The organism is Pandoraea sp., assembly GCF_041919235.1.
Lineage (GTDB): Bacteria > Pseudomonadota > Gammaproteobacteria > Burkholderiales > Burkholderiaceae > Pandoraea.
Genome location: NZ_JAYRUC010000013.1, coordinates 1 through 25,099 on the forward strand (window position 1 = coordinate 1; position 25,099 = coordinate 25,099).

Consider the following 25,099-nt stretch of genomic DNA (forward strand, 5'->3'; position numbering starts at 1 on the left):
GGATTGATCGGTCGCGCATCGCTCATCGGTCGCTTCGCCCGGCCCTTCACGCGAGAGCTGTATGGGCGCAAGCCGTGCTCGGCCGTGATGGAGCCGCGCCCGCTCACGTTCGACAAGGGCGCACGCATGGAGGATCTGAGCCGAATGATTGCCGAAGGCGCCAGCCGGCAAATCGCGGCGGGCTTCATCGTGACGGACCAGGGACGCTATTTCGGCGTGGCGCAGGGGCATGCGCTCATGCGTCATATCACCGATATGCAGCTCGACGCGGCACGGTATGCGAACCCGCTCACGTTGCTGCCGGGCAACGTGCCCATCGACGACTATATGGATCGCATGATCGGCGAGCGGCATTCGTTCCATGCATGCTATATCGATCTCGACAACTTCAAGCCGTTCAACGATGTGTTCGGCTACCGGCGTGGCGACGATCTGATTCAACTGGTCGCCCGCGTGCTGATGGCGGTGCGAAATCCCGAGCGAGACTTCCTGGGCCACATCGGCGGCGACGACTTCCTGATTTTGTTCCGCAGCCCCGATTGGGAGACGCGTTGCCGCGAGGCGCTGACTCGCTTCGGCGAGGCGGTGACGGAGTATTTCCATCCGGACCAGATTGCCGCGGGTGGGTTCGAGGCGGAAGACCGTCGCGGCATGGTGATCTTTCATCCGATCACGAGCCTGTCGATCGGCGTCGTGGCGGTCACACCCGAGAGCTTTCCGTCGCACCTGGAAGTCTCGGCTGCGGCCGCCGAAGCGAAGAAGATGGCCAAGCGGGCCCTGGGCAACAGCTTGTTCATCGAGCGGCGCCGCGCACATCGGTGAGAGCGGAGCAGGGCGGCGCACGCGACGTAAAAAAGCCCGCCGGATTTCGGCGGGCTTCTGCCGGGCGGGTTGCTCGGCACTCGGCACTCGGCGATGGCGCGACCTCGGGCGCTCAGTGTGAGAGCGCGGGCATGCCTTCCATGCTGGCGGCGTCTTCTTCGCGCTCGCCGGCAAGGTACGGCGTACGCCAGCCGGCCTTCACGCCCCAATGAAAGAAGGCGAGCGACATCGCGGCCACGACCAGCATGTCCCAGCCGTAGGGCAGCAGACCCAGACCGCCGAATTCCTTGCTGCCGGCATACGAGCAGAGCGCCATGGCCGGCAGGTAGCCGATCAGCCACCACGATGCCTTGAGGTCTCGGCCGAAGCCTCGCCATTGGTCCTTCGCCTGATAGTAGAAGTAGACGGGCAACGCCACGACCACCAGCACGATGATCTGGCCGGTGAGCGGCCAGCGGGCCCAATACAGAATCAATGACGCGCACACGAAGGCGAACGGTGCGATCAGCGACAGACCGCGCAGACGAAGCGGCCGATGCAGCTCGGGCGCCGAGCGGCGCAGGGCCATGACGCTGATGGGGCCCGTCAGGTACGAGATCACGGTGGCGACCGAGATCACGGCAGCCAGCGAGTCCCAGCCTCGGAAGAAGAACATGAAGACGAACGAGATGGCGAGGTTGAACCACATTGCCGGGCGCGGCACGCCATACAGCGGATGCACGCGGCCGAGGATCGCCGGCAGCGTGCGATTACGCTCCATCGCGTAGATCATGCGGCTCGTGGTGGCCATATAGGTGGTGCCGGTGCCGCTCGGGCTCAGGAACGCATCGAAATAAAGCACGATGGCCAGCCAGTTCAGACCAAGCGCGATCGCCAGTTCGGCGAACGGCGAGCTGAAGCTCACGCCATGCCAGCCGCCGGCCAGTTGTTCGGGCGAGAGCGCGCCGATGTACGCCACTTGCAACAGTAGATAGATGACGGTCGCGAGCAGGATCGAGCCGACAACCGCGAACGGAATGCTGCGGCCGGGGTCGCGCGCTTCGCCCGCGAGGTTCACCGGGCTCTGGAAGCCGTTGAACGCGAATACGATGCCCGACGTGGCGACCGCCGTGAATACGGCCGACATGCCATTCGGCGCGAAACCGCCCTGCGCCGGCAAGTTGAAGTTGCCCGGGTGGAAGCCTGCGATCATCAGGCCCGCAATGGTGAGCGCCGGGATCGCAAACTTGAACAGCGTGATGGCGGTGTTGGCGCGCGCGAACAGTTTCACGCCCCAGTAGTTGAGCATGAAGTAGACGATCACCAGCAGCGCGGAAAGCATGAGGCCGCTCGCGGTGAGCGTGCCATCGACGAACAGGTTGTGCGCCCATGCATACGGCCAGGTGCTCATGTACTGAATCGACGCCTCGGCCTCGATGGGGATGACCGACACGATGGCGATCCAATTCGCCCAGGCGGCAATGAAGCCGACGAGGCTGCCATGCGAATAGCGCGAGTAACGCACCATGCCGCCCGACTCGGGGAACATGGCGCCAAGTTCGGCATAGGTGAGCGCAATGGCCAGAATGACGACGGCGCCGATGAGCCAGGCGAAAAGTGCGGCAGGGCCTGCAATCTTGGCGGCTTTCCAGGCGCCGAACAGCCATCCGGAGCCGATGATCGAGCCGAGACCGGTCAGCATCAGGGCGAACGGCCCGATGTTGCGCATGAGGGGTTGGTTGTTATCCATTTGATGTCTTCTCCACGCCGGGGGGCGCAGGCACCGGTCCCGATGAGGGCGGGGCGGTACGCTGCGCGAGGGCGGACAAACGGCCCGCCGGCCGGTCACCGTCACAAGCGGCATGACGATGCGGGGGCGGCGCTGACGGGCGCGATGTCTGTTGATCGGCTTCGCTGATTTCGACGGGTGTCCGACGTCACGACGCACGCGCGCGCGTGCATCACCATAATTGGGGTCGGAGTCGCCGTTCGAAAAAAAAGCGCGATTTTACCCGAGCCGGTCCGCCTGTGTGGGACTTTGTGGCGCTTTCGCGATGGCATTCGGTGCGGCAGCATTGACGCAACATGCGTGTAAGCCAGACAGCACGCGGGTTTTCGATGCGGGAAAGTGCCTATTACAAAATATTAAAGGGTCAGATGATTTTCGCCTTCCGGCGAGGCGGAATTACTTCATCTCAAGGAACTCGTGCGATGCCGCACGTCGAACCCTCCCGCCGCAGACCTGATGGCTTGACGCCGCCCAGCGGGACCGATGCCCATGTGAAGAAGCGGCCACGCAGCACCTTGCCACCGAGCGTCACACGCCCGCCGGGGTGTGGCAATCGGGCTGCGCGGCGGGTCTTACAGGCCGAGCTCCTTATATAGAGCAGCCATGCGTGCGTCGACGTCGGCGGTCATTTCAATAGGACGCCCCCACTCGCGGGACGTTTCGCCCGGCCATTTGTTGGTGGCGTCGATGCCCATCTTCGAACCCAGTCCTGCCGTGGGCGAGGCGAAATCGAGATAGTCGATGGGGGTACGGTCGACCAGCGTGGTGTCTCGCGTCGGGTCGACGCGCGTGGTAATGGCCCAGATGACTTCCTTCCAGTCGCGGATGTTGACGTCCTCGTCGACCACGACGATGAACTTCGTATACATGAACTGGCGCAGGAAACTCCACACGCCGAACATCACCCGCTTGGCGTGCCCCGGATAGGCCTTCTTCATCTGCACGATGGCCATCCGATAGCTGCAGCCCTCCGGTGGCAGGTAGAAATCGGTGATCTCCGGGAATTGCTTCTGCAACAGCGGCACGAAGACCTCGTTCAACGCCACGCCGAGCACGGCCGGTTCATCGGGCGGTTTGCCGGTGTAGGTGGAGTGGTAGACGGCGTTGCGGCGCATGGTGATGCGCTCGATCGTGAAAACCGGAAACCACTCCTGCTCGTTGTAGTAGCCAGTGTGGTCGCCGTACGGGCCTTCGAGCGCGTGGGCGTATCCCGCCGTCGCGCCGCGCGACGGGGGGGGCGGCGCGCCAACGGGCACCGCTGGCGGCTGCTCGGACGGATAAATGAAGCCCTCGAGCACGATTTCGGCGCGCGCCGGCACGCGCAGTGACGACAGCGCCGGCGTAATGCACTTGGCCAGTTCGGTGCGGCTGCCGCGCAGCAGGCCAGCGAACTGATACTCGGACAGCGTATCGGGCACGGGCGTGACCGCACCGAGCATGGTCGCCGGATCGGCGCCGAGCGCAACCGCGATCGGGAACGGCTTGCCGGGGTTTGCCTGCGCGAACTCGCGGAAGTCGAGCGCGCCGCCCCGGTGGGCGAGCCAGCGCATGATGACCTGGTTGCGCGCGATGACCTGCTGCCGGTAGATGCCGAGATTCTGGCGCTTGCGATGCGGCCCCTTGGTGATGACCAACCCCCACGTGATGAGCGGAGCGGCGTCGCCGGGCCAGCAGGTTTGAATCGGCAGGCGCGCGAGGTCGACATCATCGCCCTCCCAGACGATCTCCTGACACACTGGACTGCCGACCTCCTTGGGCGCCATGTCCCAAATGGCCTTGGCCATGCTGAACAGCTTTCCGGCGTCCTTGAGACCTCGCGGGGGTTCGGGTTCCTTGAGCGTCGAAAGAAGGTGGCCGATGTCGCGCAGCGATCCGAGGGCATTCTCCCCTTGATCGATACCCATCCCAAGCGCCACTCGTTCAGGGGTGCCAAACAAATTGGCGAGCACGGGCATGTCGTAACCGGTCGGCCGCTCGAACCACAGCGCGGGCCCGGCCGCTTTGAGGACACGCTCGGCTAGCGCTGTCATCTCCAGCACCGGCGAGACCGGCACGTCAACGCGACGAAGCTGGCCGGATCGCTCCAGTTGCGCGGTGAAGTCACGAAGATCGAGATATTTCATGAAACAAACCGTTACCAAAAATTTTTTACGAAATTCATACAACCGGTGTAAACGGTCGTTTGAATTTCAGGAAAGTCGCGGTGCCACCCTTGTAAACGCGGGGGTGAAGCAGGGCATTCTACCGGTCAGGACGTTCAAACGTCACGGCAAAACCGCTGTTACAAATTACTTTTAGTAATGATTTTGAGTGTTCATAGTATTGACGGTTTATATATCACTGCTACAATCCGCCCGTTGAATCCAGAAAGGCGGCTTTGAAGACGGGTAGGCCGACCCGCTCAAGCTTAGCGACAACTACAACATCGACGTGGATTTTCAGTGGCTGGTTTTCTCACCGAGGTCGGGAAGCCAGTGTTTTAGGAAGCAGCGCGAGCGATAGCTCGTCAGCGCCGGATACCTGGACAGGTCGGCGCGCTGCGGCGGTAACGGCATCGTCAATGACAAACACGATGCACCGCCTTGTTCCATATGCCGTAAATGAGCACTTCACGGAATGCCTGGCGGGCATCCCGGCTCATTTCCATACGCCCCGGGGCCACCCCGTGGTGACGGCGTAACCGGAGTACGTGGTATGAAGAAGTCTGGTTTATCACCCTGGCTACCGGCCGCAATGCGTGCGCTTCGTACGCGGAGTGCGGCAATGGTAGCCACGGCGCGCCGCGATTGGCGTCGCCTCGCCTGGCACGGCGGTCGTGTCGGACTTTATACGTCGAGTGCAGTCGGTTTGGTTGCCGTAGTCGGTACGCTGGCGCTGTGGGCACGGCCGGCGTGGCGTGCAGATCTCGCGTCACACGTGGGTCCGCTGCTCGAGGCAGCCACGGGTTCGGCCAATGCAGCCGCCCAGGGCCCCGAGGGCGACATGCTCGCACCGAGTTCGCCGTCCGACGCGTCGATGATGGCACAAGCGGCACAGCATGTGCCTTCGGCTGCGGTTCTCGCCGCTTATATTCCGAATCAACGGGTGGCCGCCGACGCGCGTGCGACCAAGGCGTTGGACTCGCGCGAGCAAGTGGCCGTGGCCGACTATCTGGCGCGCCGCTATCGCGTGGCCGGTGACGTGACGGGCAATCTGGTGAGGGCTGCCTACTCGACCGGCAAGGAAGTCGGACTCGATCCGCTGCTGCTCCTCGCGGTGATGGCGATCGAATCGGGCTTCAACCCGTATGCCGAAAGCACGGTCGGCGCGCAAGGCCTCATGCAGGTCATGTCGAAGGTGCACCGGGACAAGCTTGAGTATTTCGGCGGCCCCGAGGCGGCGCTGCACCCGCTGGCCAACATCAAGGTGGGCGCGCTGATCCTGAAGGAATGCATTGCACGCGGAGGCTCGCTCGCGGGCGGTCTGCGTCGATACGTCGGGTCCACCAGCGCAGGCGATGGCGGTTATGGCGCGAAGGTTCTTGCAGAGCGTGATCGTCTGCGGAGTGTCGCCATGGGCCACAAGGTCTCGCCGAATGCGCCGCAAGCGCCGGTGATCGTCAGCTCGGCCAAGCCGGTGGCGAAGCCGGTCGCTGCGGGCAAGTCGGACGAATCGACGGATTCGCTGTCCACGCCGGCCGCGTCGACGTCGGCGGGCAAGGCAGCCGCAGTCGCCAAGCCGCTCGAAGCCGACGACAGCACCGCTGCCTGATCGGCTGACCTTCCCGACGATGCGCCTCGGCCGGCGCATCGCCTTCGGGTCAATCCCCGGCGTGCGATGTTTCCCCTCTCTATATAGAAGGGCGAATGCGCCGCCAACAAAAAACCCATCGAAGCAATTCGATGGGTTTTTTGTTTTCCTACGGGCATTCGCTCGGCCGCCGGGTGACTTAGCCCCCGGCGAACACCTTTTCGATCCGGTCCATCGCCTCGTGCAATTGTTCGAGCGACGTGGCGTACGACAAGCGAATGTATCGACGTGGCTCGGCAAAACCGAAGTCGAGCCCCGGTACGAGCACGACATCTGCCTGCTGCAGGAGAGACTGTGTGAGGCGGTCGCTGTCGGCGGCATCCGGATGGGCGACGCCAGTGCAATCCGCGTAGACGTAAAACGCGCCGTCAGGCATCACCGGTACCCGAAAGCCCAGGCGTTCGAGGGCCGGCACGATGTAGTCGCGGCGTTCGCGAAACGCGTCCTTGCGAGCCTCGAAGATGGCCAGCGTCTCTGGCAGGAAACAGGCCGTCGCCGCATGTTGCGCCACCGCAGACGGGCAGATGAACAAATTCTGCGCGAGCTTCTCGAACGTCGGCACCATCGACGGCGGCACGACCAGCCATCCGAGGCGCCAGCCGGTCATATTGAAGTACTTGGAGAAGCTGCTCACGACCAGAACGTCTTCGCCGAAGGTAAGCGCCGTTGTGGGCTTGCCATCGTAGGAGAGTCCCTGATAGATCTCGTCGACGAGGGTGAAGCCACCCCGCGCACGCACGGTCTTCACGATACGCGCGAGTTCTTCGGTCTCGATGGACGTGCCTGTCGGATTCGACGGCGAGGCGAGCAACACCCCTTTCGTCGCGGGTCCCCAGTGGGACTCGATGCGCTCGGCTGTGAGCTGGAAGCGCTCGGCCGGTCCCGACGGGATCAAAACGGGCTTGCCGTCAAAGGTCGAGACAAAGTGACGATTGCAGGGATAGCACGGATCCGGCATCAGCACTTCGTCGCCGACGCCAACGAGCGCCGCGCAGGCCAGCACGAGTGCTGCCGATGCGCCGGCCGTCACGACAATGCGCGACGGATCGACGTTCACGCCGTAAAAGCTGTGGTAGTAACCGGCGATGGCTTCGCGCAGAGCCGGGATACCCATCGCCCCCGTGTATTGCGTCCGCCCATCGCGCATGGCTTTCACCGCCGCTTCAATCACCGCCTCGGGGGCGGTGAAATCCGGTTCGCCGATGCCCATGTGAATCACGCGATGTCCCGCTTTTTCACGCAGCGCGGCCTGTTTGGCCAGCTCCATCACGTGAAACGGGGCAATGTCATCGACGCGTTGCGCCAGTGTCAGCTTGGCGGGGGTGAGGTCGGGCGTGCGGTCCATGGTGTCGGGGGGGACGGAAAGGAGAAGGGCGGGGAGGGAAAGATGGGCGGGCGGTTGGGCGATTGGGCGGGTTCCGGCGGGTTGCGGGCGAGTTGCGGGCGTTGGGCGGGTTGGGCGGAGCGTGCGAAGTTATGAGGTACGGGGCAGGTGGTGGCCCCGTTCGTTCCTCATTCGGCAGCACCAGGTAGCATCAGGCGGCGAGACCTGCGAGACCTGTGATGCCGTGCGCAGCGTCAGGCGCTTTTGCCGCGGTTGCCATGACGATTCGCCGCGACTTCGTCCGGCCGCACTTCTGCCGCAAACTTGTCGAGAACGCCGTTCACGTAGCGGAAGCCTTCGACGCCGCCAAAGGTCTTGGCAAGTTCGACAGCCTCGTTGATGACCACACGGTACGGAATGTCCATGTGGTGAATCAGTTCGTAGGCGCCGATGACGAGCACCCCGTGCTCGACCGGCGACAGTTCGGCCGCTGGACGGTCCAGGTACGGCTGGAGTTGCTGCGACAAGGCGTCCGCCTCACGGATGCTGCCGTGCAGCAGGGCATCCAGGTGAGCACGGTCGGCCTTGTCGTAGCCGGGGGTGGTGCGCAGGTGTGCATCGATCTCACCCGCGTGGTCGCGCGAGAGCAGCCATTGATACAAACCTTGCAGCGCAAATTCGCGCGCGCGGCGGCGAGCACTCTTCATTACCGATCTTCCTCTTCTTCGTCTTCGTCTTCATCCGATCCGTCGTCGCCGCTGAGCATGTCGATGGCTTCGAGCAGATTGGCCATTTCGACCGCCACACGGGCCGCGTCGCGACCCTTTTCGGCGGCGCGCGCTTCGGCCTGTTCGTCGTTCTCGGTCGTGAGCACCGCATTCGCGATGGGAATACCGAAATCGAGACCGATACGCGTGATGCCGGCTCCGCTCTCGTTCGAGACCAGCTCAAAGTGATAGGTCTCGCCGCGGATCACCGCGCCGAGCGCGATGAGGGCGTCGAACTGGCCGCTCTCGGCCAGCTTTTGCAATGCCAGCGGGATCTCCAGCGCACCGGGCACCGTCACGAGCAACACATCTTCGCCTTCCACGCCGAGGCGGTCGAGTTCGGCCACGGTGGCAGCGCGCAGTGCCGTGCACACGGCGTCGTTGAATCGTGCCTGCACAATGCCCACGCGCAGGCCTTCACCGTCGAGTTCCGGCTGGTATTGTCCGATGTCCATAATGGGCTTCCTCTAAAAAAGTACCGTCCAGGCGGTGCGGCCAACGTTGCGCCGGCACGCCCAAGACAGGCGATGCACGGCAGGGTGATGCCTCGCCGCGACCGGGCGGCAAGGTATCGATATCAGAATACTCAGGCGACGTCCGCGCCAGGCATCGGTTGGAACCCCGTCACTTCAAGGCCATAGCCTGCCATGTTGGGAATCTTTCGCGGGCTCGAGAGCACGCGCATTTTACCGACGCCCAGTTCGCGCAGGATCTGCGCGCCCACGCCGTGCGTGCGGAAGTCTACCGGGCGGCGCTTGGCGCGCGCAGCCTTCTCGGTTTCGTCGAGGGCTTCGAATTGATTGAACAGGTGCTCGGGCGTTTCCACGCAGTTCAGCAGCACGACCACGCCTTTGCCCGCCTCGGCAATCGCCTGAATCGCACCGGCGAGCGTCCAGGAGTGCGTGGACACGCCGGTCTCGAGCAGGTCGAGCACCGAGAGCGGCTCGTGCACGCGCACGAGCGTCTCGTCGGCCGGCGTGGGTACGCCGCGCACGAGCGCCAGGTGCGGACTGCCGCTCGGCTTGTCACGATACAGCGTCGCCTGAAACGGCCCCCAGGCCGTTTGCATTTCGCGTGTCGCGACCGTCTCGATCATCGATTCGGTGCGGCTGCGATAGTGGATGAGATCGACGATCGTGCCGATCTTGATACCGTGCTGCTCAGCGAACGCCAGCAACTGCGGCAGGCGTGCCATCGTGCCGTCGTCGTTCATGATCTCGCAGATGACGGCCGCCGGCGTGAGACCGGCCATCGCCGTCAGGTCGCAACCGGCCTCCGTGTGACCTGCGCGCACCAGCACGCCGCCGGGCTGCGCCATGATCGGGAACACGTGTCCCGGCTGCACGATATCTTCCGGGCGCGCGTCGCGCGAAATGGCCGTCTGAACCGTGTGAGCGCGATCTGCCGCCGAGATGCCCGTGGTGACGCCCTCGGCCGCTTCGATCGACAGCGTAAACGCGGTGCCGTACTGCGTACCGTTGCGATAGGTCATCAGCGGCAGGTTGAGCTGCTTGCAGCGCGCCTGCGTGAGGGTGAGGCAAATCAGGCCGCGGCCATACTTGGCCATGAAGTTGATGGCTTCGGGCGTCGCGAACTCGGCCGCCATGACCAGATCGCCTTCGTTCTCACGATCTTCCTCGTCGACGAGGACAACCATGCGGCCGGCCTTTAGCTCGGCAATGATTTCTTCTGTAGTGGCCAACGGCATAGCGACAACGCGGGACTGAATTTGGAAAGGCTCTATTCTACGCCAAGCCGGTGTGCGGCTGCGCCCGAATCTCACGGCGAACGCGCCGGAAAATTCGCCGGCACGGGCAGTTCAGCCGCTGTCCGATTCGGCACGCGGAAGAATCGCCACGGGGAATGCATGGCCTGAGCGATCGGTTTCGGAAAATCCGCAATACAAAGGTATTGACCTAAGTAATTGGGGCCTCTATAGTCGGTGGCATGACTAACGCATCCACGCCGCTCGATCGGATTTTTCAGGCGCTCTCTGACCCCACGCGTCGCGCGGTCGTCGAGCGTCTGGCGCTCGGTCCCGCGTCCGTGAGCGAACTGGCGCATCCGTTTTCGATGGCATTGCCGTCGTTCGCGCAGCATCTGCGTGTCCTGGAGGGCTGCGGCCTTGTCGTTTCCCGCAAGACGGGGCGTGTGCGGACCTATGCGCTGGAAGCCGAGGCGCTCTCGGGGGCGCAGGATTGGCTCCAGGGGCAGCGCGACCAGTGGACGCGCCGCCTCGACCAACTGGATCACTACCTGTTGCAGATGAAGGAGACGTGAGCATGAGTCGACCCAATCTTTTCTCGATCGATCCGGCACTGGATCTGGTGCTCGAGCGTTACGTCGATGTGCCGTGCGAGCGCGTGTGGGCTGCGTGGACGCAACCGGCGCATCTCAAGAAGTGGTTTACGCCCGCACCGTGGCAGACGGTCGAATGCGAGATCGACCTGCGTCCGGGCGGCTTGTTTCGCACGGTCATGCGTTCACCGGAAGGGCAGCAGTTTCCGAACGTCGGGTGTTACCTTGAAGTGGTTGAAAACGCGCGGCTCGTGTGGACGAATGCCGTTTTGCCGGGGTTCCGTCCGGCGCCTGCACCGGTCGCCGAGCATGGCGGCTTCCTGTTCACGGCAGCCGTATTGATGGAATCGCAAGGCAAAGGCACGCGCTACACCGCGATTGCCATTCACGGCGACGAAGCGACGCGTGCGCAACACGAGGCCATGGGCTTCCATGACGGCTGGGGCAAGGCGCTCGATCAACTGGTCGACCTGATGAAGTGAGCCGAGGCGCAACGATGGACGGCGCTCGGCACGGCGTTGCCGCAGTTTGAAAAAAGGGGATGTGCCGGGCGGCGCTTCCCCTTTTGCGTTTCACGGCGCGCTGGGACGCGTGGCATCGCAGCGCGCGCCATCAGGCGCCGAGATACGCGCGCTTGATGTCGTCGTTGGCGAGCAGATTCGCGGCAGAATCGGCGAGCACGACGCGGCCGGTCTCAAGCACATAACCTCGATCGGCGACATGCAGCGCCTTGTTCGCGTTTTGCTCGACCAGAAACACGGTGACACCTTCTTCCCGAATGGCCCGGATGATGTCGAAGATCTGCGCGATCACGAGCGGCGCCAGACCGAGCGTCGGTTCGTCGAGCAGCAGCAGGCGCGGACGGCTCATCAGTGCCCGCCCAATGGCGAGCATCTGCTGCTCGCCGCCTGACATCGTGCCTGCCCGCTGCCTGCCGCGCTGCGCGAGTCTTGGAAAGAGACCGAAGACGTGGTCGATGCCGGCGTCGATCTCGTCGCTGGACAAAAAGAATCCGCCCATCTTCAGATTCTCGATTACCGTCAGGCTTGGAAACACCCGGCGGCCTTCCGGCGAAATCGCCAGGCCCATGCGCATGATGTCGTGGGTGGGGCAGCCGGTAATATCGCGGCCTTCGAACGTCACACGTCCGCTCGACGCGCGAGGCGTGCCGCACACGGTCATCATCAACGTGGTCTTGCCCGCGCCGTTGCTGCCGATGAGCGCGACGATCTCGCCCTTGTTCACTTCGATCGACACGCCAGAGAGCGCCTCGACGGCCCTGTAGCGGGTATGGATCTGTTCCAGCTTCAGCATTATTCCTCCCCGAGGTAGGCCTTGATGACGCGCGGATCGTTGCGCACCTCGTCGGGCTTGCCGGTCATGATCGGTCTGCCGTGCTCCATCACGAGAATCCGGTCCGAAACCCCCATGACGAGACGCATGTCGTGCTCGATGAGCAGCACCGAGATGCCGAACTCGCGACGAAGATTGTCGACGAGTTGCTGCAACTCGACCTTCTCTTGCGGATTCAGGCCGGCGGCCGGTTCGTCGAGCATGAGAAGACGTGGCTCGGTGATCATGCAGCGCGCGATTTCGAGGCGTCGCTGGTGCCCGTATGAAAGCGTGCCGGCCTCGCGATTCGCGACGGCCGTCAGACCCAGCCGGTCGAGCCAGACCTTGGCGCGCTCAAGCGCGGCGTGTTCGGCGCGACGGAATCCGCCCGTCGAGAAGAGCCCTTGCAGAAAGCCGCTGTGCACGCGCAGATGCTGCGCGACGAGCAGGTTCTCCACGACCGTCAACTGACGGAACAGACGGATGTTCTGGAATGTGCGCACGAGACCGCGTCGCGCCACCCTGTGGCTCGGCAGACCGGTGATGTCGTCGCCGTCGAGCGTGATCGCGCCGCCCGTCGGGCGATAGAAGCCGCCAACGCAATTGAAGACGGTCGTCTTGCCTGCGCTGTTCGGGCCGATGATCGCGAAGACTTCGTGTTTGCGGACGTCGAATTCGACGCCGTCGACGGCGAGCAAGCCGCCGAAGCGCATCTGCAGGCCGGAGAGTTTCAAGAGCGCTTCACTCATTGCGGCAACTCCACGTGCGGGCGGGTCGCGGGTAACAAACCCTGGGGGCGCCACATCATCATCAACACCATCACCAGACCGAAGATCAGCATGCGGTATTCCGCAAAGTCGCGCGCGACTTCCGGCAGGATCGTGAGCAGAATGGCTGCGAGCATCACGCCGATCTGTGAGCCCATGCCGCCGAGCACCACCACGGCGAGGATGAGTGCCGATTCGATGAACGTGAACGATTCGGGCGTGACCAGCCCCTGACGCGCCGCAAAGAACGCGCCGGCGAGACCGGCGAACGAGGCCCCGAGCGTGAATGCAGAGAGCTTGACGCGTGTGGGGTTCAGGCCGAGCGAGCGGCACGCGATCTCGTCTTCGCGCAGGGCTTCCCAGGCGCGGCCGATCGGCATGCGAATCAGGCGGCGCGTGACGAACAGCGTGAAGCCGACCAGCGCAAACGCGAGCAGATAGAGATAGATCACCATGTGCGCGCCGCTGTACGGCAGCCCGATCAGTTCGTGGAACGTTCTCGCGCCTTCGACACTCGACGAGCGCGCCATTTCGAAGCCGAACACGCCGGGCTTCGGAATGCCCGAGACGCCGTCGGGCCCCCCAGTGAGGTCGGTCAGGTTGTTGAGCAGCAGGCGGATGATCTCACCGAAGCCGAGTGTCACGATGGCCAGGTAGTCGCCCCGCAGACGCAGCACCGGGAAGCCGAGCAGGAAGCCGAACGTGGCCGACATGAGCGCGGCAATCGGCAGGCATTCCCAGAACGTCAGTCCGAAGTACTGGTTGAGCAGTGCATAGGTATAGCCGCCCACCGCGTAGAAGCCGACGTAGCCCAGATCGAGCAGGCCGGCGAAGCCCACCACAATGTTCAGGCCGAGGCCGAGCACACAGTAGATGAGCGCGAGCGTCGCCACGTCTACCGCGCCGCGTGAGCCGACGAACGGCCACACGAGCCCGATGGCAAGCAGCATCCACATAGCGCTCATGTGTTGACGCCGCCGCATGACGGGCAGGCCAGGCAGCTTCACGGCATGCTTCGAGCGCAGCAGCAGCGGCTTGGCCATCTGGAAGACGAAGACGACGACGGCGGCGATCCAGACGGGGCGCCAGTGTTGTTCAACCACTACGTGATAGCCGTCGAGCTTCAGTTGCAGGCCGAGAACGGGGGCTGTGAGCACGATCGTCACGAGCGCGGCGATCACCGCGCTCTTGAGCGTTTCGGCGGCGGGGGCGCGGGTGGCGGCACCGGACTTGAGTGTGAGTTGTTGTGGCATGGTCGACCTCAGACTTTCTCGACGTCGGGCTTGCCCAGCAGGCCGGTCGGGCGAAACAGCAGCACCAGCACCAGCAGGCAGAACGCCACGATGTCTTTGTACTCGGAGGGCATGTAGCCCGAGGCGAGCGTCTCTGCGAGCCCCAGCAGCACGCCGCCCAGCATGGCGCCGGGAATGCTGCCGATGCCGCCGAGCACTGCCGCCGTGAAGGCCTTGATGCCGGCGATGAAGCCGATGTACGGGTTGAGCTTGCCAATGGTCAGGCCGATCAGCACGCCACCGACGGCCGCGAGCATGGCGCCGAGCACGAACGTGCACGAGATCACCCGATTTGTGTCGATGCCGAGCAGGTTGGCCATGCGCATGTCCTCGGCGCAGGCGCGGCAGGCGCGGCCGATGCGCGAGTTGGCGATGAACAGCGTGAGCAGGATCATCAGCGCGACCGTCACACCGACGATCAGCATGCGCGCATAGGGAATGGTCACGGTGAAGTCGCCCATCGGAATATCGATGGCGCCGGCGATCAGCAGGGGGACGGACACATCGCGCGCGCCCTGACCGATCTGTACGTAGTTCTGCAGAAAGATGGACATGCCGATCGCAGAGATCAGCGGACCGAGGCGCGGCCCGCCGCGCAGCGGGCGATACGCCACGCGCTCGATCGCGAAGCCGTACAGGCCCGTGATCAGCACCGATGCCAGCAGCGCGGCGCCGAGCACGAGCGGCAAGGGATACCCGGCGGCCGTGCCGATGGACGTGAGTGCGATCAGCCCGACATAAGCGCCGATCATGTAGATCTCGCCGTGGGCGAAGTTGATCATGCCGATGATGCCGTAGACCATGGTGTAGCCGATGGCGATCAACGCGTAGATCGCGCCCAGCGTCAGGCCATTGACCCATTGCTGGACAAGCTGTGGGAAGAATTCGTTCATGCGGGAAGCCTCGCGACGCGCGGGGGCCGAGCGCGAATCTCCCTGCCACCCGCCATGTCATCGGCGGGTGGCAGGGAGATTCGCTGGCCGGAAAAGCGTCAGGGAATCAGTTGGCGGCAGTCTTGGTGGCGTCTTTGTGCCAGGTGTAGACCACGAACTTGAACGACTTCAGATCGCCGGCCTTGTCGTACGCGACCTTGCCGATCGGCGTGTCGAACGTGTTGGCGTGGAGGTAGTTGGCGACCGCTTCCGGGTCGGTGCTCTTCGCGCCGGCAATGCTCTTGGCGATGAGTTGCACGCCCGTGTAGGCGGGCATCTGGAACGGACCGTTCGGATCGCGCTTGGCCGTGGCGAAGGCCTTCATCAGTTTGGCGTTGGCCGGATCGGCCGCGAAGTCGGCGGGCAGCGTGACAAGCATGCCTTCCGATGCGGGGCCGGCGATGGCCGTCACGTCCTTGTTGCCCACGCCTTCCGGCCCCATGAAGGTGGCCTTCACGCCTTGTTCGCGCGCCTGTCGCAGCAGCAGGCCCATTTCCGGGTGATAGCCGCCGAAGTACACGAAATCCACGCCCTGCGCCTTGAGCTTGGTGATGACGGCAGAGTAGTCCGCATCGCCGGCATTGATCCCTTCGAACAGCACGACCGGGATCCTGGCCGCGTCGAGGTCCTTCTTTACCGAAGTGGCGATACCCTGGCCGTACGACTGCTTGTCGTGCAGCACGGCAATTTTCTTCGGTTTGACCCTATTGATGATGTACTGCGCGGCGGCCGGCCCTTGCTGATCGTCGCGGCCGATGGTGCGGAAGATGAAGTGACGCTTCTTGCCTTGCGTCAGTTGCGGTGCTGTCGCCGAAGGCGTAATCATCACAACGCCCTCGTTCTCATAGATGTCCGATGCCGGGATCGTCGAGCCCGAGCACACGTGGCCAATCACATACCCGATCTTCCGGCTGACGATTTTGTTGGCTACGGCGACGGCCTGCTTCGGCTCGCATGCGTCGTCCATCATGACGGCTTCCAGCGTGTTGCCGTTGACACCGCCCGCCGCGTTGATTTCCTCGATGGCGGTCAGCGCACCGGCCTTGACCATGTCGCCATATTGGGCGACCGAGCCGCTGAACGGCGCGGCGATGGCGATCTTGACCGTCTCGGCGTGGACCGCCGTTCCGATGAAGGCGAGCGCAGTGGCAACGAACAGGGATTGATGGCGGAACTCCATTCTGAACATCTCCTTGATTTGTATTTTTGACTACCCGGACGTGTAGCGGTCTCGATCGACCGCTCGATCTCGTCGGCATTGATTCGTTCACGACATGGGCGGCATGAACGAACAAAAATGGTAGCGTAATACGGAGTCCAATTTAAATGGACATCAAGGGTGATCGATGAAGGCAGCGTGGATAAAGGATTCGCTTGGATTGAGGCTTAAAAAATAAGAGTCGTCACAGAAATTGTCCGTAGTGCTACGCAGATTTGAGCGCGCGGAAGTGAGGATTCAATTCGGTAGATCCAGGTCGGATCGATGCGCGGTAACCAATTGCCGATCCGGATAATCCGGATGCAATCCATCGTTCGTTGAAATTCAGTTGCGACGCGTTGCGACACGTTGCGTCCGATCGGGACGACCGTCGGCGATGCTGACGCGCTACATCGTCGGTGCGTTGCGCCGGTTGCGCGAGCGTCGGATCAGTGTGAGAAAGGCCGCGAGAATCGGGGAATTGTCGTCGCGCCGGTACATGCAGTTCAGTTCGATCGAGCGCAGACGCGACGATTTCAGTGGCCGGTACACCACGCCGGGCAGGCGCAGGTTCGCCGCCGACTCGGTCGTCACGCAAACGCCGAAGCGGCTCGCCACGAGCGCGATCGACGTCACCACGTCCTCGACCTCCTGTTCCACGCGCAACGTCAGGCCCTCGGCACGAAATGCGGCGATCACTTCTTCGGCGAGTCCCGGCACCGGCGCGTTCGGGTAGAGGATCATCCGCTCGTTATCGAGATCGGCCAGCGTGAGCGCGGCGCGCTTGCATAGCGGATGTCCTTCGTAGAGCGCCACGAGAAACGGTTCGCGATGAATCCAGTCGACGACGATATCGGGTTCGTCCGGAATCAGGCGATTGAAGCCGATGGCAATGCGTCGCTCGCGCAGCGCCGCAATCTGTTCCGTCTTAGACAGGTTGTGCAGACCGATCTTGACTTCGGGGCGATCGGTATGAAAGCTCGCCAGCAGCCTGGGAATGACGTTGAGAATGCCCGAGCTGAAGATGCCTACATCGAGTCGTCCGATATGGCCTTCGCCCGCGAGTCGCGTTTGTTCTTCGGCACGTCGCGCGAGCGACAGGATATTCGGCACCTCGGCGAGCAGCGTCTGCCCGGCGGCGGTCAGCGTGGCCCCCTTGGGCGTGCGCACGAACAGCGGCGTGCCCAACTGGGCCTCGAGGGTGTGGATGTGACGGGTGAGCGGTGGCTGCGCCATGTTCAGCCGCGCCGCTGCCCGCCCGAAATGACCTTCCTGCGCCACGGCGAGAAAGTACCGCATTTGCTTGATGTCCATGGAAGCCGCCGTCCGGGTGCGATAACGCAATACCGAAATAGTATCGGAAACTGGAAATTCGGTATTGGACGGTATCTCGTGGCGCGCGCATCATTGGCCACGAAGGCATTTGTTCGGCATTCTTTCGGCATTTTCAGGGGACAGCATCATGCCAATCGTACATATCAATTTGGTGGAGGGGCGCGACGACGCCACCGTGAAGGCTTGCGTGAAGGCCGTCGCGCGCACCGTGCACGAGACGCTCGGCGCGCCGCTCGAATCGATCCGCGTGTATGCGACGCAGGTACCGGCCGCGCATTGGGCCGTGGGCGAGCGCACCAAGGATGAGCCGGCTGCGCCGGCGAAGGCGGGGACGTGATGGCCGCAGGCTCACCCCGCGACGCCGCGGCGCAGGCGCGTTTGCAGCAGGCCGCCGACGCGCTGCTCGAAGCCGAGCGCTCACATCGGTTTATCGCCCCGCTGCGCGACACGTTCGCGCCACTGACCATCGACGATGCGTATGCCATTCAGCAGATCAACACCGAGCGGCGTCTCGCCGCCGGGCGCCGCATCGTCGGCTGCAAGATCGGCTTGACGTCGGTCGCCGTGCAGAAGCAGCTTGGCGTCGATCAACCCGATTTCGGCATGCTGTTCGACGACATGGGCTATGGCGACGGCGAACCGATTCCGGCCTCGATCCTGACGCAAGCGAAGATCGAGGCCGAGATCGCCTTTGTCATCGGGCGTGATCTGAATATGGACAATCCGGGCCAGCTCGACGTCGTCAACGCCATCGACTACGCGTTGCCCGCGTTGGAGATCGTGGGCAGCCGCGTGGCCGACTGGAATATCCGCATTACCGACACGATCGCGGATAACGCGTCGTCGTCGGCGTACGTGATCGGCAACACGCCGAAGACGCTTGCCGAATTCGACGTGCGCATGTGCGGCATGGTCATGGAGCGTCGCGGCGAGCCGGTCTCCGTGGGGGCAGGCGCGGCCTGTCTGGGCAGCCCCATCAACGCCGTGGTGTGGCTCGCCCGCACGATGGCCGCCGTGGGCACGCCGCTCAAGGCCGGCGATCTGGTGCTCTCGGGCGCGCTTGGCCCGATGGTCGCAGTAACGCCCGGCGACATCTTCGAGACCCGCATCAACGGCCTGGGCTCGGTCCGCGCCGTGTTCGAACCCGTTAGCGAGGCGGCACGATGAACCCCATTCAAGACTATGCCAAGCGGCTTGACGACGCGGCGCACTTCGCGCACGAGATTGCGCAGTTCGACACCGACAATCGGCTGTCGCTCGACGACGCTTATGCCATTCAGGCCGCATCGCTCGCTCGTCGAGCCGAACGCGGCGAGACGCGCGTCGGCGTGAAGATGGGCTTCACGAGCCGGGCGAAGATGATTCAGATGGGGCTGTCCGACGTGATCTGGGGGCGCCTCACGTCCGGCATGCAGGTCGAAGAGGGCACGACCCTCGACTTCAGCCGGTATGTTCATCCGCGCGTCGAGCCGGAAATCGCGTTCATCCTGAAGCGCCCGCTCGACGGCCATGTCACGGGCCCGCAGGCGCTCGCGGCGGTCGAAGCGATTGCGCCGGCCATCGAGATCATCGATTCGCGCTACAAGGACTTCAAGTTCACGCTGCCGGAAGTGATTGCCGATAATGCGTCGTCGAGTGGCTTCGTGATCGGTGCCTGGCACGATCCGCATATCGACTTCTCGAATCTCGGACTGGCGATGACGATCAACGGCCGCACCGTGCAGGTGGGGTCGAGCGCGGCGCTGCTCGGGCATCCGCTGCGCTCGCTGGTCGCGGCGGCGCGTCTGTCGGCGGCGGCGGGCGAGCCGCTGCAAGCCGGCTGGATCGTAATGGCGGGCGGCGCCACGCCGGCCGAGTACATCCAGCCGGGGCAGTACGTATCGGTGGAGATGGAGTCGCTCGGTCGCGTGGGCTTCCACGTCTGAGCGCGTCGAACGCATTGACGAGGGCGGCGCTGTCCGCCCTTGGAGAAATTTGGAAGAACTTGGAAGAGCTTGGAAGAGCTTGGAAGAGCTTGGAAAAAGCGGGGTGCACCCAAGGGTACGCCCCGCTTTTTTTGCCGCAAGCCTCGCGACCCTGGATCAGTTGCGCCTGAAGCGTGCGCTTATCCGCAGGTCGCCGTCGATCATGCGTACGTCGGTGAAGGTGAGCGCGAGCTTGTCGTCGAGCGACGTGAGCGCGGGCAGATGGAACATGCCTTGCGCGTCGCCGACGATGCACGGCGCGAGATAGGTCAGCAGCTCGTCGACGCAGTGCTCGCGCAGCAGTGAGCCGTTGAGCTTGTAGCCCGCTTCCACGTGAACTTCGTTGAGCTGGCGCTCGCCAAGGGTGCGCAGCAGCGAGGGCAATTCGACCTTGCCGTTCGGATTGGGCAGATCGAGCACCTCGACGCCCAGGTCGCGCAGACGCGCCGTGCGAACCGGATCGCCGTTCGCGCAGACCACGAGCGCGTTGCCGTTTGCGAGCACGCGCGCGGTGGGGGCAATGTCCAGACGCGAATCGACGACGATGCGCAGGGGCTGACGTGTCGTCTCGACCTCGCGCACCGTGAGGGCCGGATCATCCTCGCGCACCGTGCCGATGCCGGTGAGAATGGCGCATGCGCGGGCGCGCCACGCATGGCCGTCGGCGCGTGCGGCCGGGCCGGTGATCCATTGACTCGTGCCATTGTTGAGGGCCGTCTTGCCGTCGAGGCTGGCCGCCACCTTCATGCGCACCCATGGCGTGCCGCGCGTCATGCGGGCGACAAACCCGATGTTCATCTCGCGCGCCTCCTGCTCCAGCAGTCCGCAGCGCACTTCGATACCGGCGCTGCGCAGCATCGTGAAGCCACGCCCGGCCACGAGCGGGTTCGGGTCTTCCATGGCGGCGATCACGCGTTTCACGCCCGCTTCGACGAGTGCCTTCGCGCACGGCGGGGTGCGGCCATAGTGGCTGCACGGCTCGAGTGTGACGTAGGCGGTGGCGCCGCGCATCGACTCGCCACGCGAGCGCGCGTCGTTCATGGCCTGTACTTCGGCGTGATCCTGACCGGCGGGCTGCGTGAAGCCCTCACCGATGACACGGCCGTCCTGCACGATCAGGCAGCCGACGCGTGGATTCGGCGTGGTGGTGAACATCGCGCGCTCGGCGAGCGCCAGCGCGCGGCGCATGTAGGCAAAATCCTGTTCCGAAAACATGAGACGTCACATCATCAGCGGCCGGTCGGTCAAGGCATTGTCCGGCGCTGCGCCGGCGTGGGCCGGCAGGGATTCGCGCGCAATGCCGCGCAGGGTGTCCAGCGCGTCGAGCACGCTCTGGACATAACGTTCGTCACGAAAACCGGCGCTCATCTGCGCCACGACGGTGTCCCATGTGCGGGTAGACACCAGCGCATCGACGCCCTTGTCGGCGATCAGCTCGATATCGTGATCGGCGATGTTGATATACAGGAGTATGCCCGTGCGCTCGCTCGTATGAGCCACGCCGAGATGGCGAAACAGATGAACGGCGCGTTGACGGCAGGTTTGCCCACGCCATACGGCCGCAAGCGGCATGGCGGCTTCGATCACCAAACGGATCTCGCAGCGGTGCTCGGTCTCCGAATCGCGGATCGAGGCTTCGAGCGCGTTCAGCGCTTTCTCCGGGAAAAGCCATCGCGCGTGCGCGCGCCAGGTGCCGAAATGACGCAGCCAGCGCGACACGTCGTGCGGCTTCAGTTGCATCTCGATGTCGTCATGTGTCATCGCCATCACCAGTTCCCCGACGAACCGCCGCCGTCAAATCCGCCACCCCCGCCGCCGCCGAAACCGCCGCCGCCGCCCCCGTCGCCGAAACCCCCGCCGTCGTTACGTCCCCAGCCGCCCAGGCCGCCGCCGAGACCCGCGCCGAAGGCACCGGCCCCGATGCGGCCTCGTTGTCCGGTGAGCACGCGCGAGCGCGGGTCGGCGGCTGCCGCACCCGGCAGCCCCGGGCCGCTGAAGCGTCGGCGGCTCTCCATGACGACCACCATCGCAATAATGAAGACGATGAAGAGCAGTGGCAGAAAATCGGAGAGCTGGGAATGGGGGGCGCGCGTCGACGGCAGGTTCGGGGCGGGCAGCGCCTCATTGTTCATCGCTGCCTGAATTGCCGCGACGCCCGCCGCCAGACCGCCGAAGAAGTCGCCGCTGCGGAAGTACGGCGCCATTACGTCGCGCAGGATTCGCCCGGAGATGGCGTCGGTCAGCGAGCCCTGCACACCGCGTCCGACTTCGATGCGCATCTTGCGCAAATCGTTAGGATTGTTCTTCGCGATGAGGACGATGACGCCGTCGTCCACGCCTTTGCGGCCGGCCTTCCAGGCGTCGGCGACGCGAATGCTGTACTGGTCGATGGTCTCGGGGGCCGTGCTCGGCACCATCAGAATGAAGATCTGACTGCCGCGCTGCTGTTCGTATTGCGCGAGTTGTGTCTCGAGCGCGTTGCGCTGCTCGGGGGTGAGCGTGCCGGTCAGATCGGTCACCCGCGCGCTCAGCGCGGGCACGGCCACTCGCTCCTCGGCCCCGGCCGGCAACGCCAGGCAGCCCACCCAGGCCAGCATCAGTGCACAGAGCGCCCAACGTGCCCAGAGCACCCATGGCGACCATGGCATGCGCGCGGGCCGGCTGCGGGGGGAGACGCGTGCGGCGTTGCCGCTCACGCCGTCCGTCGTCGAAGGGAGCGGCAGCCCCTCGCCGCTTGTCGAGACGGCAGCGTCAGCAGAGATGGCAGCCATGACCCGATCCTCAGAATTTGACGGCCGGCGCGGTCGAAATGGCCTTCTCGTTCTCGACCGTGAAGTTCGGCTTCGGCCCGTAACCGAACATCTTCGCCGTCAGATTGTTCGGGAACTGGCGCACGTACACGTTGTAGTCCTGCACCGACTGAATGAAACGATTGCGCGCCACGGCGATACGGTTTTCGGTGCCTTCGAGCTGCGATTGCAGGTCGCGGAACAGGCCGTCGGCCTTCAGGTTCGGGTAATTCTCCGAGACGGCCATCAGGCGCGAGAGCGCCCCCGAGAGCTCGCCCTGGGCTTGCTGGAAGCGCTTGAATGCTTCGGGGTCGTTGAGCGTCTCCGGCGTGACCGTGATGCTCGTGGCCTTCGCGCGGGCGTTGATGACCTCGGTCAGCGTCGATTGCTCATGCGAGGCATAGCCCTTGACCGTATTGACCAGATTCGGCACCAGATCGGCACGTCGCTGGTATTGGTTGACGACTTCGCTCCAGGCCGCCTTGACCGCTTCGTCCTTGACCTGAATCTGGTTGTATCCGCAGGCGGACAGCATCGACGTGAGCAGCCCGAGCGCCAGCCAGCGCACAAACGATTGACGGAGCTTGGTCGGCAGCAGCATTTGCATGGTGTTTCTCCTTGTTATGTAAGGCCAGACGAGTCGATCCGACTCGCTACTAATGCGAAGTCGTGCCCACGACGGGCACGTGACGTGTGACGGTCATGCGACAGCCCTGAAGGCATCGCGGGCGGCGTCGAGGGTCGCGTCGACGACGGAGTCGTCGTGCGTTGCCGAGACGAAACCGGCTTCGAACGCGCTCGGCGCGAGATAGACGCCGCGATCGAGCATTGCGTGGAAAAAGGCATTGAAGCGCGCGACATCGGACGTGGTGACTTCGGCAAAGCTTTGCGGCACGTTGGCGCGAAAATACAGGCCGAACATGCCGCCGACGCTGTCGCCCGAAAACGGCACACCCGCCGCGTGTGCGGCGTCGATGAGTCCGGCGATGAGTCTGGACGTGCGTTTGGCGAGATCCTCGTAGAAGCCCGGGGCCTGAATCAGCTTGAGCGTGGCGAGACCGGCGGCGACCGCCAGCGGGTTGCCCGAGAGCGTGCCCGCCTGATACACGCCACCCAGTGGCGCCAGATGCGACATGATGTCGCGCCGTCCGCCGAACGCGGCAGCCGGCATGCCGCCGCCGATCACCTTGCCCAGGCAAGTGAGGTCGGCCGCAATGCCGTAGAGCGCTTGTGCGCCACCCAGGCCGACGCGGAACCCGCACATCACCTCGTCGAAGATCAATACGGCGCCGTGCGCCGTGCACAGCTCACGCAGTGTCTGCAGGAAGTGGCGCGAACCGCGCACGAGATTCATGTTGCCGGCCACCGGCTCGACGATCACCGCAGCGATCTCGCCGCCTTGCCCGGCGAACAGTTCGCGAAGCTGATCGACATTGTTGTATTCGAGCACGAGCGTGTCGCGTGTGACTTCGGGCGGCACACCGGCCGACGACGGCGCGTTGCGTGTCGAATCGGCGAACGTGAGCAGGCCCGAGCCGGCTTTGACCAGCAGGCTGTCGGCGTGGCCGTGATAGCAGCCTTCGAACTTGACGATCTTGTTGCGGCCCGTGAAGCCGCGCGCCAGACGTAGCGCGCTCATCGTTGCCTCGGTGCCGGAGGAGACCAGTCGTACTTGTTCGATGGACGGCACGAGACGGCAGATTTCTTCGGCCATCACCACTTCGCCTTCGGTCGGCGCACCGAAGCTGAAGCCTTGCGACATGGCCGCGTGCACGGCAGCGACGACGTCCGGGTGCAGATGGCCGACGATCATCGGCCCCCACGAGCCGATGTAGTCGATATAGCGCGTGCCTTCGGCGTCCCACATATAGGGGCCTTGCGCACGGGAAATGAAGCGTGGCGTGCCGCCGACGGATCGGAAGGCGCGCACGGGCGAGTTCACGCCGCCGGGAATGGTTCGCTGGGCGCGCTCGAAGAGGGCGGCATTCGTAGTGGGTTCGGACATGGTTTCAGCTTTGTGGCGTTTGGGGTCAGAGCAGGCCCCGATGCGTCGATTCTAGCGGATGGCGCCCGAGTCCGGGACTTCTCGCCGCGCGGGGCTTCTGTTAGATTGAAGGTCACTATCCCAACGTCAAGGAAAAACAGGCCCGCCGACATGTCCATCGCCAACTCGCAACGTCCCCCGATCACTGTCTCGACACTCGACCTCGAACGCCTGGAAACGCTCATGGCGCAGGCGCCGCGTGCGGCATTGCCGTATGTGGAGGCACTCGAAACAGAGCTTGCCCGGGCGAGCGTCGTCGAACCGGAGCAAATGCCGGCAGACGTGGCCACGATGAATTCGGTGGTGCGCTTTCGCGACCTCGCCGCGCAGCAGGAGCATCGCGCGACGCTCGTGTACCCGCAGCATCTTGCGGGGGCCGATCGCGGTATATCGGTGCTCGCCCCTGTGGGCAGTGCGCTGCTGGGCTTGCGTGTGGGCCAGTCGATTCACTGGCAAGTGCCGGGCGGCCACCAGATCGAGCTGGAATTGCTGGGCATCGATTACCAGCCCGAAGCCGCTGGCGAATATCACCGCTGAGTTGCCGCCGAGTCACCGCTGAGTCACTGCCGAGTCATCGCTGAGCGTTCTGCGCGCACCTCCATGGGAGATTCGGTTTTCCCGAGTCTCCCGACCTTCCCCGCACGTTCGCAATCGTCCGCAATCGTTCGCAATCGCTTC

General features: G+C 64.1%; 25 protein-coding genes. 8 read left to right on the forward strand and 17 right to left on the reverse strand.

Features of this window, described 5'->3' with window-relative positions; translation table 11 throughout:
* A partial coding sequence (locus ACE3UG_RS11995; RefSeq protein WP_374624102.1) for a diguanylate cyclase domain-containing protein occupies positions 1-822 on the forward strand: 822 nt, incomplete at its 5' end.
* Between the two features lie 112 nt (positions 823-934).
* Here the strand turns inward: ACE3UG_RS11995 and ACE3UG_RS12000 are convergent.
* Both ACE3UG_RS12000 and ACE3UG_RS12005 read right to left on the reverse strand, forming a co-directional pair.
* The gene (locus ACE3UG_RS12000) at positions 935-2,551 is read right to left on the reverse strand and encodes an APC family permease (RefSeq protein ID WP_374624105.1); all 1,617 of its coding nucleotides are present in this window, start codon (positions 2,549-2,551) and stop codon (positions 935-937) included.
* 611 nt (positions 2,552-3,162) lie between these two features.
* Complete coding sequence (locus ACE3UG_RS12005; RefSeq protein WP_374624108.1) at positions 3,163-4,713, reverse strand: UbiD family decarboxylase; 1,551 nt, start codon at positions 4,711-4,713, stop codon at positions 3,163-3,165.
* Between the two features lie 640 nt (positions 4,714-5,353).
* Between ACE3UG_RS12005 and ACE3UG_RS12010 the strand changes: the two genes are divergently transcribed.
* Positions 5,354-6,340 (forward strand): transglycosylase SLT domain-containing protein, encoded by a 987-nt coding sequence (locus ACE3UG_RS12010; RefSeq protein WP_374624111.1) that lies wholly within the window; start codon positions 5,354-5,356, stop codon positions 6,338-6,340.
* Positions 6,341-6,518: 178 nt separating this feature from the next.
* Here ACE3UG_RS12010 and ACE3UG_RS12015 read toward each other — a convergent pair whose 3' ends face one another.
* The 4 genes from ACE3UG_RS12015 to ribBA all read right to left on the reverse strand — a co-directional run bounded on the left by ACE3UG_RS12015 (position 6,519) and on the right by ribBA (position 10,178).
* Entirely contained in the window at positions 6,519-7,724 is a 1,206-nt protein-coding gene (locus ACE3UG_RS12015; RefSeq protein WP_374624115.1) for a pyridoxal phosphate-dependent aminotransferase, read from the reverse strand.
* Between the two features lie 233 nt (positions 7,725-7,957).
* Positions 7,958-8,410, reverse strand: coding sequence for a transcription antitermination factor NusB (gene nusB, locus ACE3UG_RS12020; RefSeq protein WP_374624118.1), 453 nt, complete (start codon positions 8,408-8,410; stop codon positions 7,958-7,960).
* Positions 8,410-8,925: a 6,7-dimethyl-8-ribityllumazine synthase gene (gene ribH / locus ACE3UG_RS12025; protein ID WP_374624121.1), complete on the reverse strand. Its 516-nt coding sequence runs from the start codon at positions 8,923-8,925 to the stop codon at positions 8,410-8,412. Before ribH ends, nusB begins: the two co-directional genes overlap by 1 nt.
* A 131-nt stretch (positions 8,926-9,056) precedes the next feature.
* Positions 9,057-10,178, reverse strand: a complete 1,122-nt coding sequence (ribBA, locus tag ACE3UG_RS12030) for a bifunctional 3,4-dihydroxy-2-butanone-4-phosphate synthase/GTP cyclohydrolase II (protein ID WP_374624124.1) — start codon at positions 10,176-10,178, stop codon at positions 9,057-9,059.
* 239 nt (positions 10,179-10,417) lie between these two features.
* Between ribBA and ACE3UG_RS12035 the strand changes: the two genes are divergently transcribed.
* Together ACE3UG_RS12035 and ACE3UG_RS12040 are read left to right on the forward strand one after the other, a co-directional pair.
* Entirely contained in the window at positions 10,418-10,750 is a 333-nt protein-coding gene (locus tag ACE3UG_RS12035; protein WP_374624127.1) for an ArsR/SmtB family transcription factor, read from the forward strand.
* A gap of 2 nt (positions 10,751-10,752) precedes the next feature.
* Positions 10,753-11,250 (forward strand): SRPBCC family protein, encoded by a 498-nt coding sequence (locus ACE3UG_RS12040; protein ID WP_374624130.1) that lies wholly within the window; start codon positions 10,753-10,755, stop codon positions 11,248-11,250.
* A gap of 130 nt (positions 11,251-11,380) precedes the next feature.
* Here the strand turns inward: ACE3UG_RS12040 and ACE3UG_RS12045 are convergent, their stop codons facing one another.
* From ACE3UG_RS12045 to ACE3UG_RS12070, 6 genes are all read right to left on the reverse strand, one after another.
* On the reverse strand, positions 11,381-12,082 hold the full coding sequence (locus tag ACE3UG_RS12045; RefSeq protein WP_374624133.1) for an ABC transporter ATP-binding protein: 702 nt from the start codon (positions 12,080-12,082) through the stop codon (positions 11,381-11,383).
* A complete protein-coding gene (livG, locus tag ACE3UG_RS12050; protein ID WP_374624136.1) occupies positions 12,082-12,849 on the reverse strand; it encodes a high-affinity branched-chain amino acid ABC transporter ATP-binding protein LivG in 768 nt (255 codons plus the stop codon). The genes ACE3UG_RS12045 and livG overlap by 1 nt, the downstream gene beginning before the upstream one ends.
* Positions 12,846-14,120, reverse strand: coding sequence for a high-affinity branched-chain amino acid ABC transporter permease LivM (locus ACE3UG_RS12055; RefSeq protein WP_374624139.1), 1,275 nt, complete (start codon positions 14,118-14,120; stop codon positions 12,846-12,848). Before ACE3UG_RS12055 ends, livG begins: the two co-directional genes overlap by 4 nt.
* A gap of 8 nt (positions 14,121-14,128) precedes the next feature.
* Positions 14,129-15,052, reverse strand: a complete 924-nt coding sequence (livH, locus tag ACE3UG_RS12060) for a high-affinity branched-chain amino acid ABC transporter permease LivH (RefSeq protein WP_374624142.1) — start codon at positions 15,050-15,052, stop codon at positions 14,129-14,131.
* 106 nt (positions 15,053-15,158) lie between these two features.
* Positions 15,159-16,271, reverse strand: coding sequence for a branched-chain amino acid ABC transporter substrate-binding protein (locus tag ACE3UG_RS12065; protein ID WP_374624145.1), 1,113 nt, complete (start codon positions 16,269-16,271; stop codon positions 15,159-15,161).
* A 426-nt stretch (positions 16,272-16,697) separates the two neighbouring features.
* On the reverse strand, positions 16,698-17,603 hold the full coding sequence (locus tag ACE3UG_RS12070; protein ID WP_374624148.1) for a LysR substrate-binding domain-containing protein: 906 nt from the start codon (positions 17,601-17,603) through the stop codon (positions 16,698-16,700).
* Between the two features lie 148 nt (positions 17,604-17,751).
* Between ACE3UG_RS12070 and ACE3UG_RS12075 the strand changes: the two genes are divergently transcribed.
* Genes ACE3UG_RS12075 through ACE3UG_RS12085 form a run of 3 tightly spaced genes read left to right on the forward strand, consistent with a single transcriptional unit; the run spans position 17,752 to position 19,549 of the window.
* Positions 17,752-17,961 carry a tautomerase family protein gene (locus tag ACE3UG_RS12075; protein ID WP_374624151.1) on the forward strand — a complete coding sequence of 70 codons (210 nt, stop codon included), beginning with the start codon at positions 17,752-17,754 and terminating at the stop codon, positions 17,959-17,961.
* Positions 17,961-18,791 (forward strand): 2-keto-4-pentenoate hydratase, encoded by an 831-nt coding sequence (locus tag ACE3UG_RS12080; protein WP_374624154.1) that lies wholly within the window; start codon positions 17,961-17,963, stop codon positions 18,789-18,791. Before ACE3UG_RS12075 ends, ACE3UG_RS12080 begins: the two co-directional genes overlap by 1 nt.
* Positions 18,788-19,549 carry a 2-keto-4-pentenoate hydratase gene (locus ACE3UG_RS12085; RefSeq protein WP_374624157.1) on the forward strand — a complete coding sequence of 254 codons (762 nt, stop codon included), beginning with the start codon at positions 18,788-18,790 and terminating at the stop codon, positions 19,547-19,549. Before ACE3UG_RS12080 ends, ACE3UG_RS12085 begins: the two co-directional genes overlap by 4 nt.
* A 156-nt stretch (positions 19,550-19,705) precedes the next feature.
* On the opposite strand, the gene ribD is transcribed toward ACE3UG_RS12085, so the two are convergent.
* The 5 genes from ribD to hemL form a co-directional block, all read right to left on the reverse strand.
* Positions 19,706-20,803, reverse strand: a complete 1,098-nt coding sequence (gene ribD / locus ACE3UG_RS12090; protein WP_374624160.1) for a bifunctional diaminohydroxyphosphoribosylaminopyrimidine deaminase/5-amino-6-(5-phosphoribosylamino)uracil reductase RibD — start codon at positions 20,801-20,803, stop codon at positions 19,706-19,708.
* Positions 20,804-20,809: 6 nt separating this feature from the next.
* Complete coding sequence (locus tag ACE3UG_RS12095; RefSeq protein WP_374624163.1) at positions 20,810-21,355, reverse strand: TPM domain-containing protein; 546 nt, start codon at positions 21,353-21,355, stop codon at positions 20,810-20,812.
* Positions 21,355-22,185 carry a YgcG family protein gene (locus ACE3UG_RS12100; protein WP_374624395.1) on the reverse strand — a complete coding sequence of 277 codons (831 nt, stop codon included), beginning with the start codon at positions 22,183-22,185 and terminating at the stop codon, positions 21,355-21,357. Before ACE3UG_RS12100 ends, ACE3UG_RS12095 begins: the two co-directional genes overlap by 1 nt.
* A gap of 184 nt (positions 22,186-22,369) precedes the next feature.
* The gene (locus tag ACE3UG_RS12105) at positions 22,370-22,984 is read right to left on the reverse strand and encodes a LemA family protein (RefSeq protein ID WP_374624166.1); all 615 of its coding nucleotides are present in this window, start codon (positions 22,982-22,984) and stop codon (positions 22,370-22,372) included.
* Positions 22,985-23,077: 93 nt separating this feature from the next.
* The gene (gene hemL / locus ACE3UG_RS12110; RefSeq protein ID WP_374624169.1) at positions 23,078-24,382 is read right to left on the reverse strand and encodes a glutamate-1-semialdehyde 2,1-aminomutase; all 1,305 of its coding nucleotides are present in this window, start codon (positions 24,380-24,382) and stop codon (positions 23,078-23,080) included.
* A gap of 150 nt (positions 24,383-24,532) precedes the next feature.
* Here hemL and rnk point away from each other — a divergent pair, with 150 nt between their 5' ends.
* Positions 24,533-24,958, forward strand: coding sequence for a nucleoside diphosphate kinase regulator (gene rnk / locus ACE3UG_RS12115; protein ID WP_374624172.1), 426 nt, complete (start codon positions 24,533-24,535; stop codon positions 24,956-24,958).
* Positions 24,959-25,099: the final 141 nt, after the last annotated feature.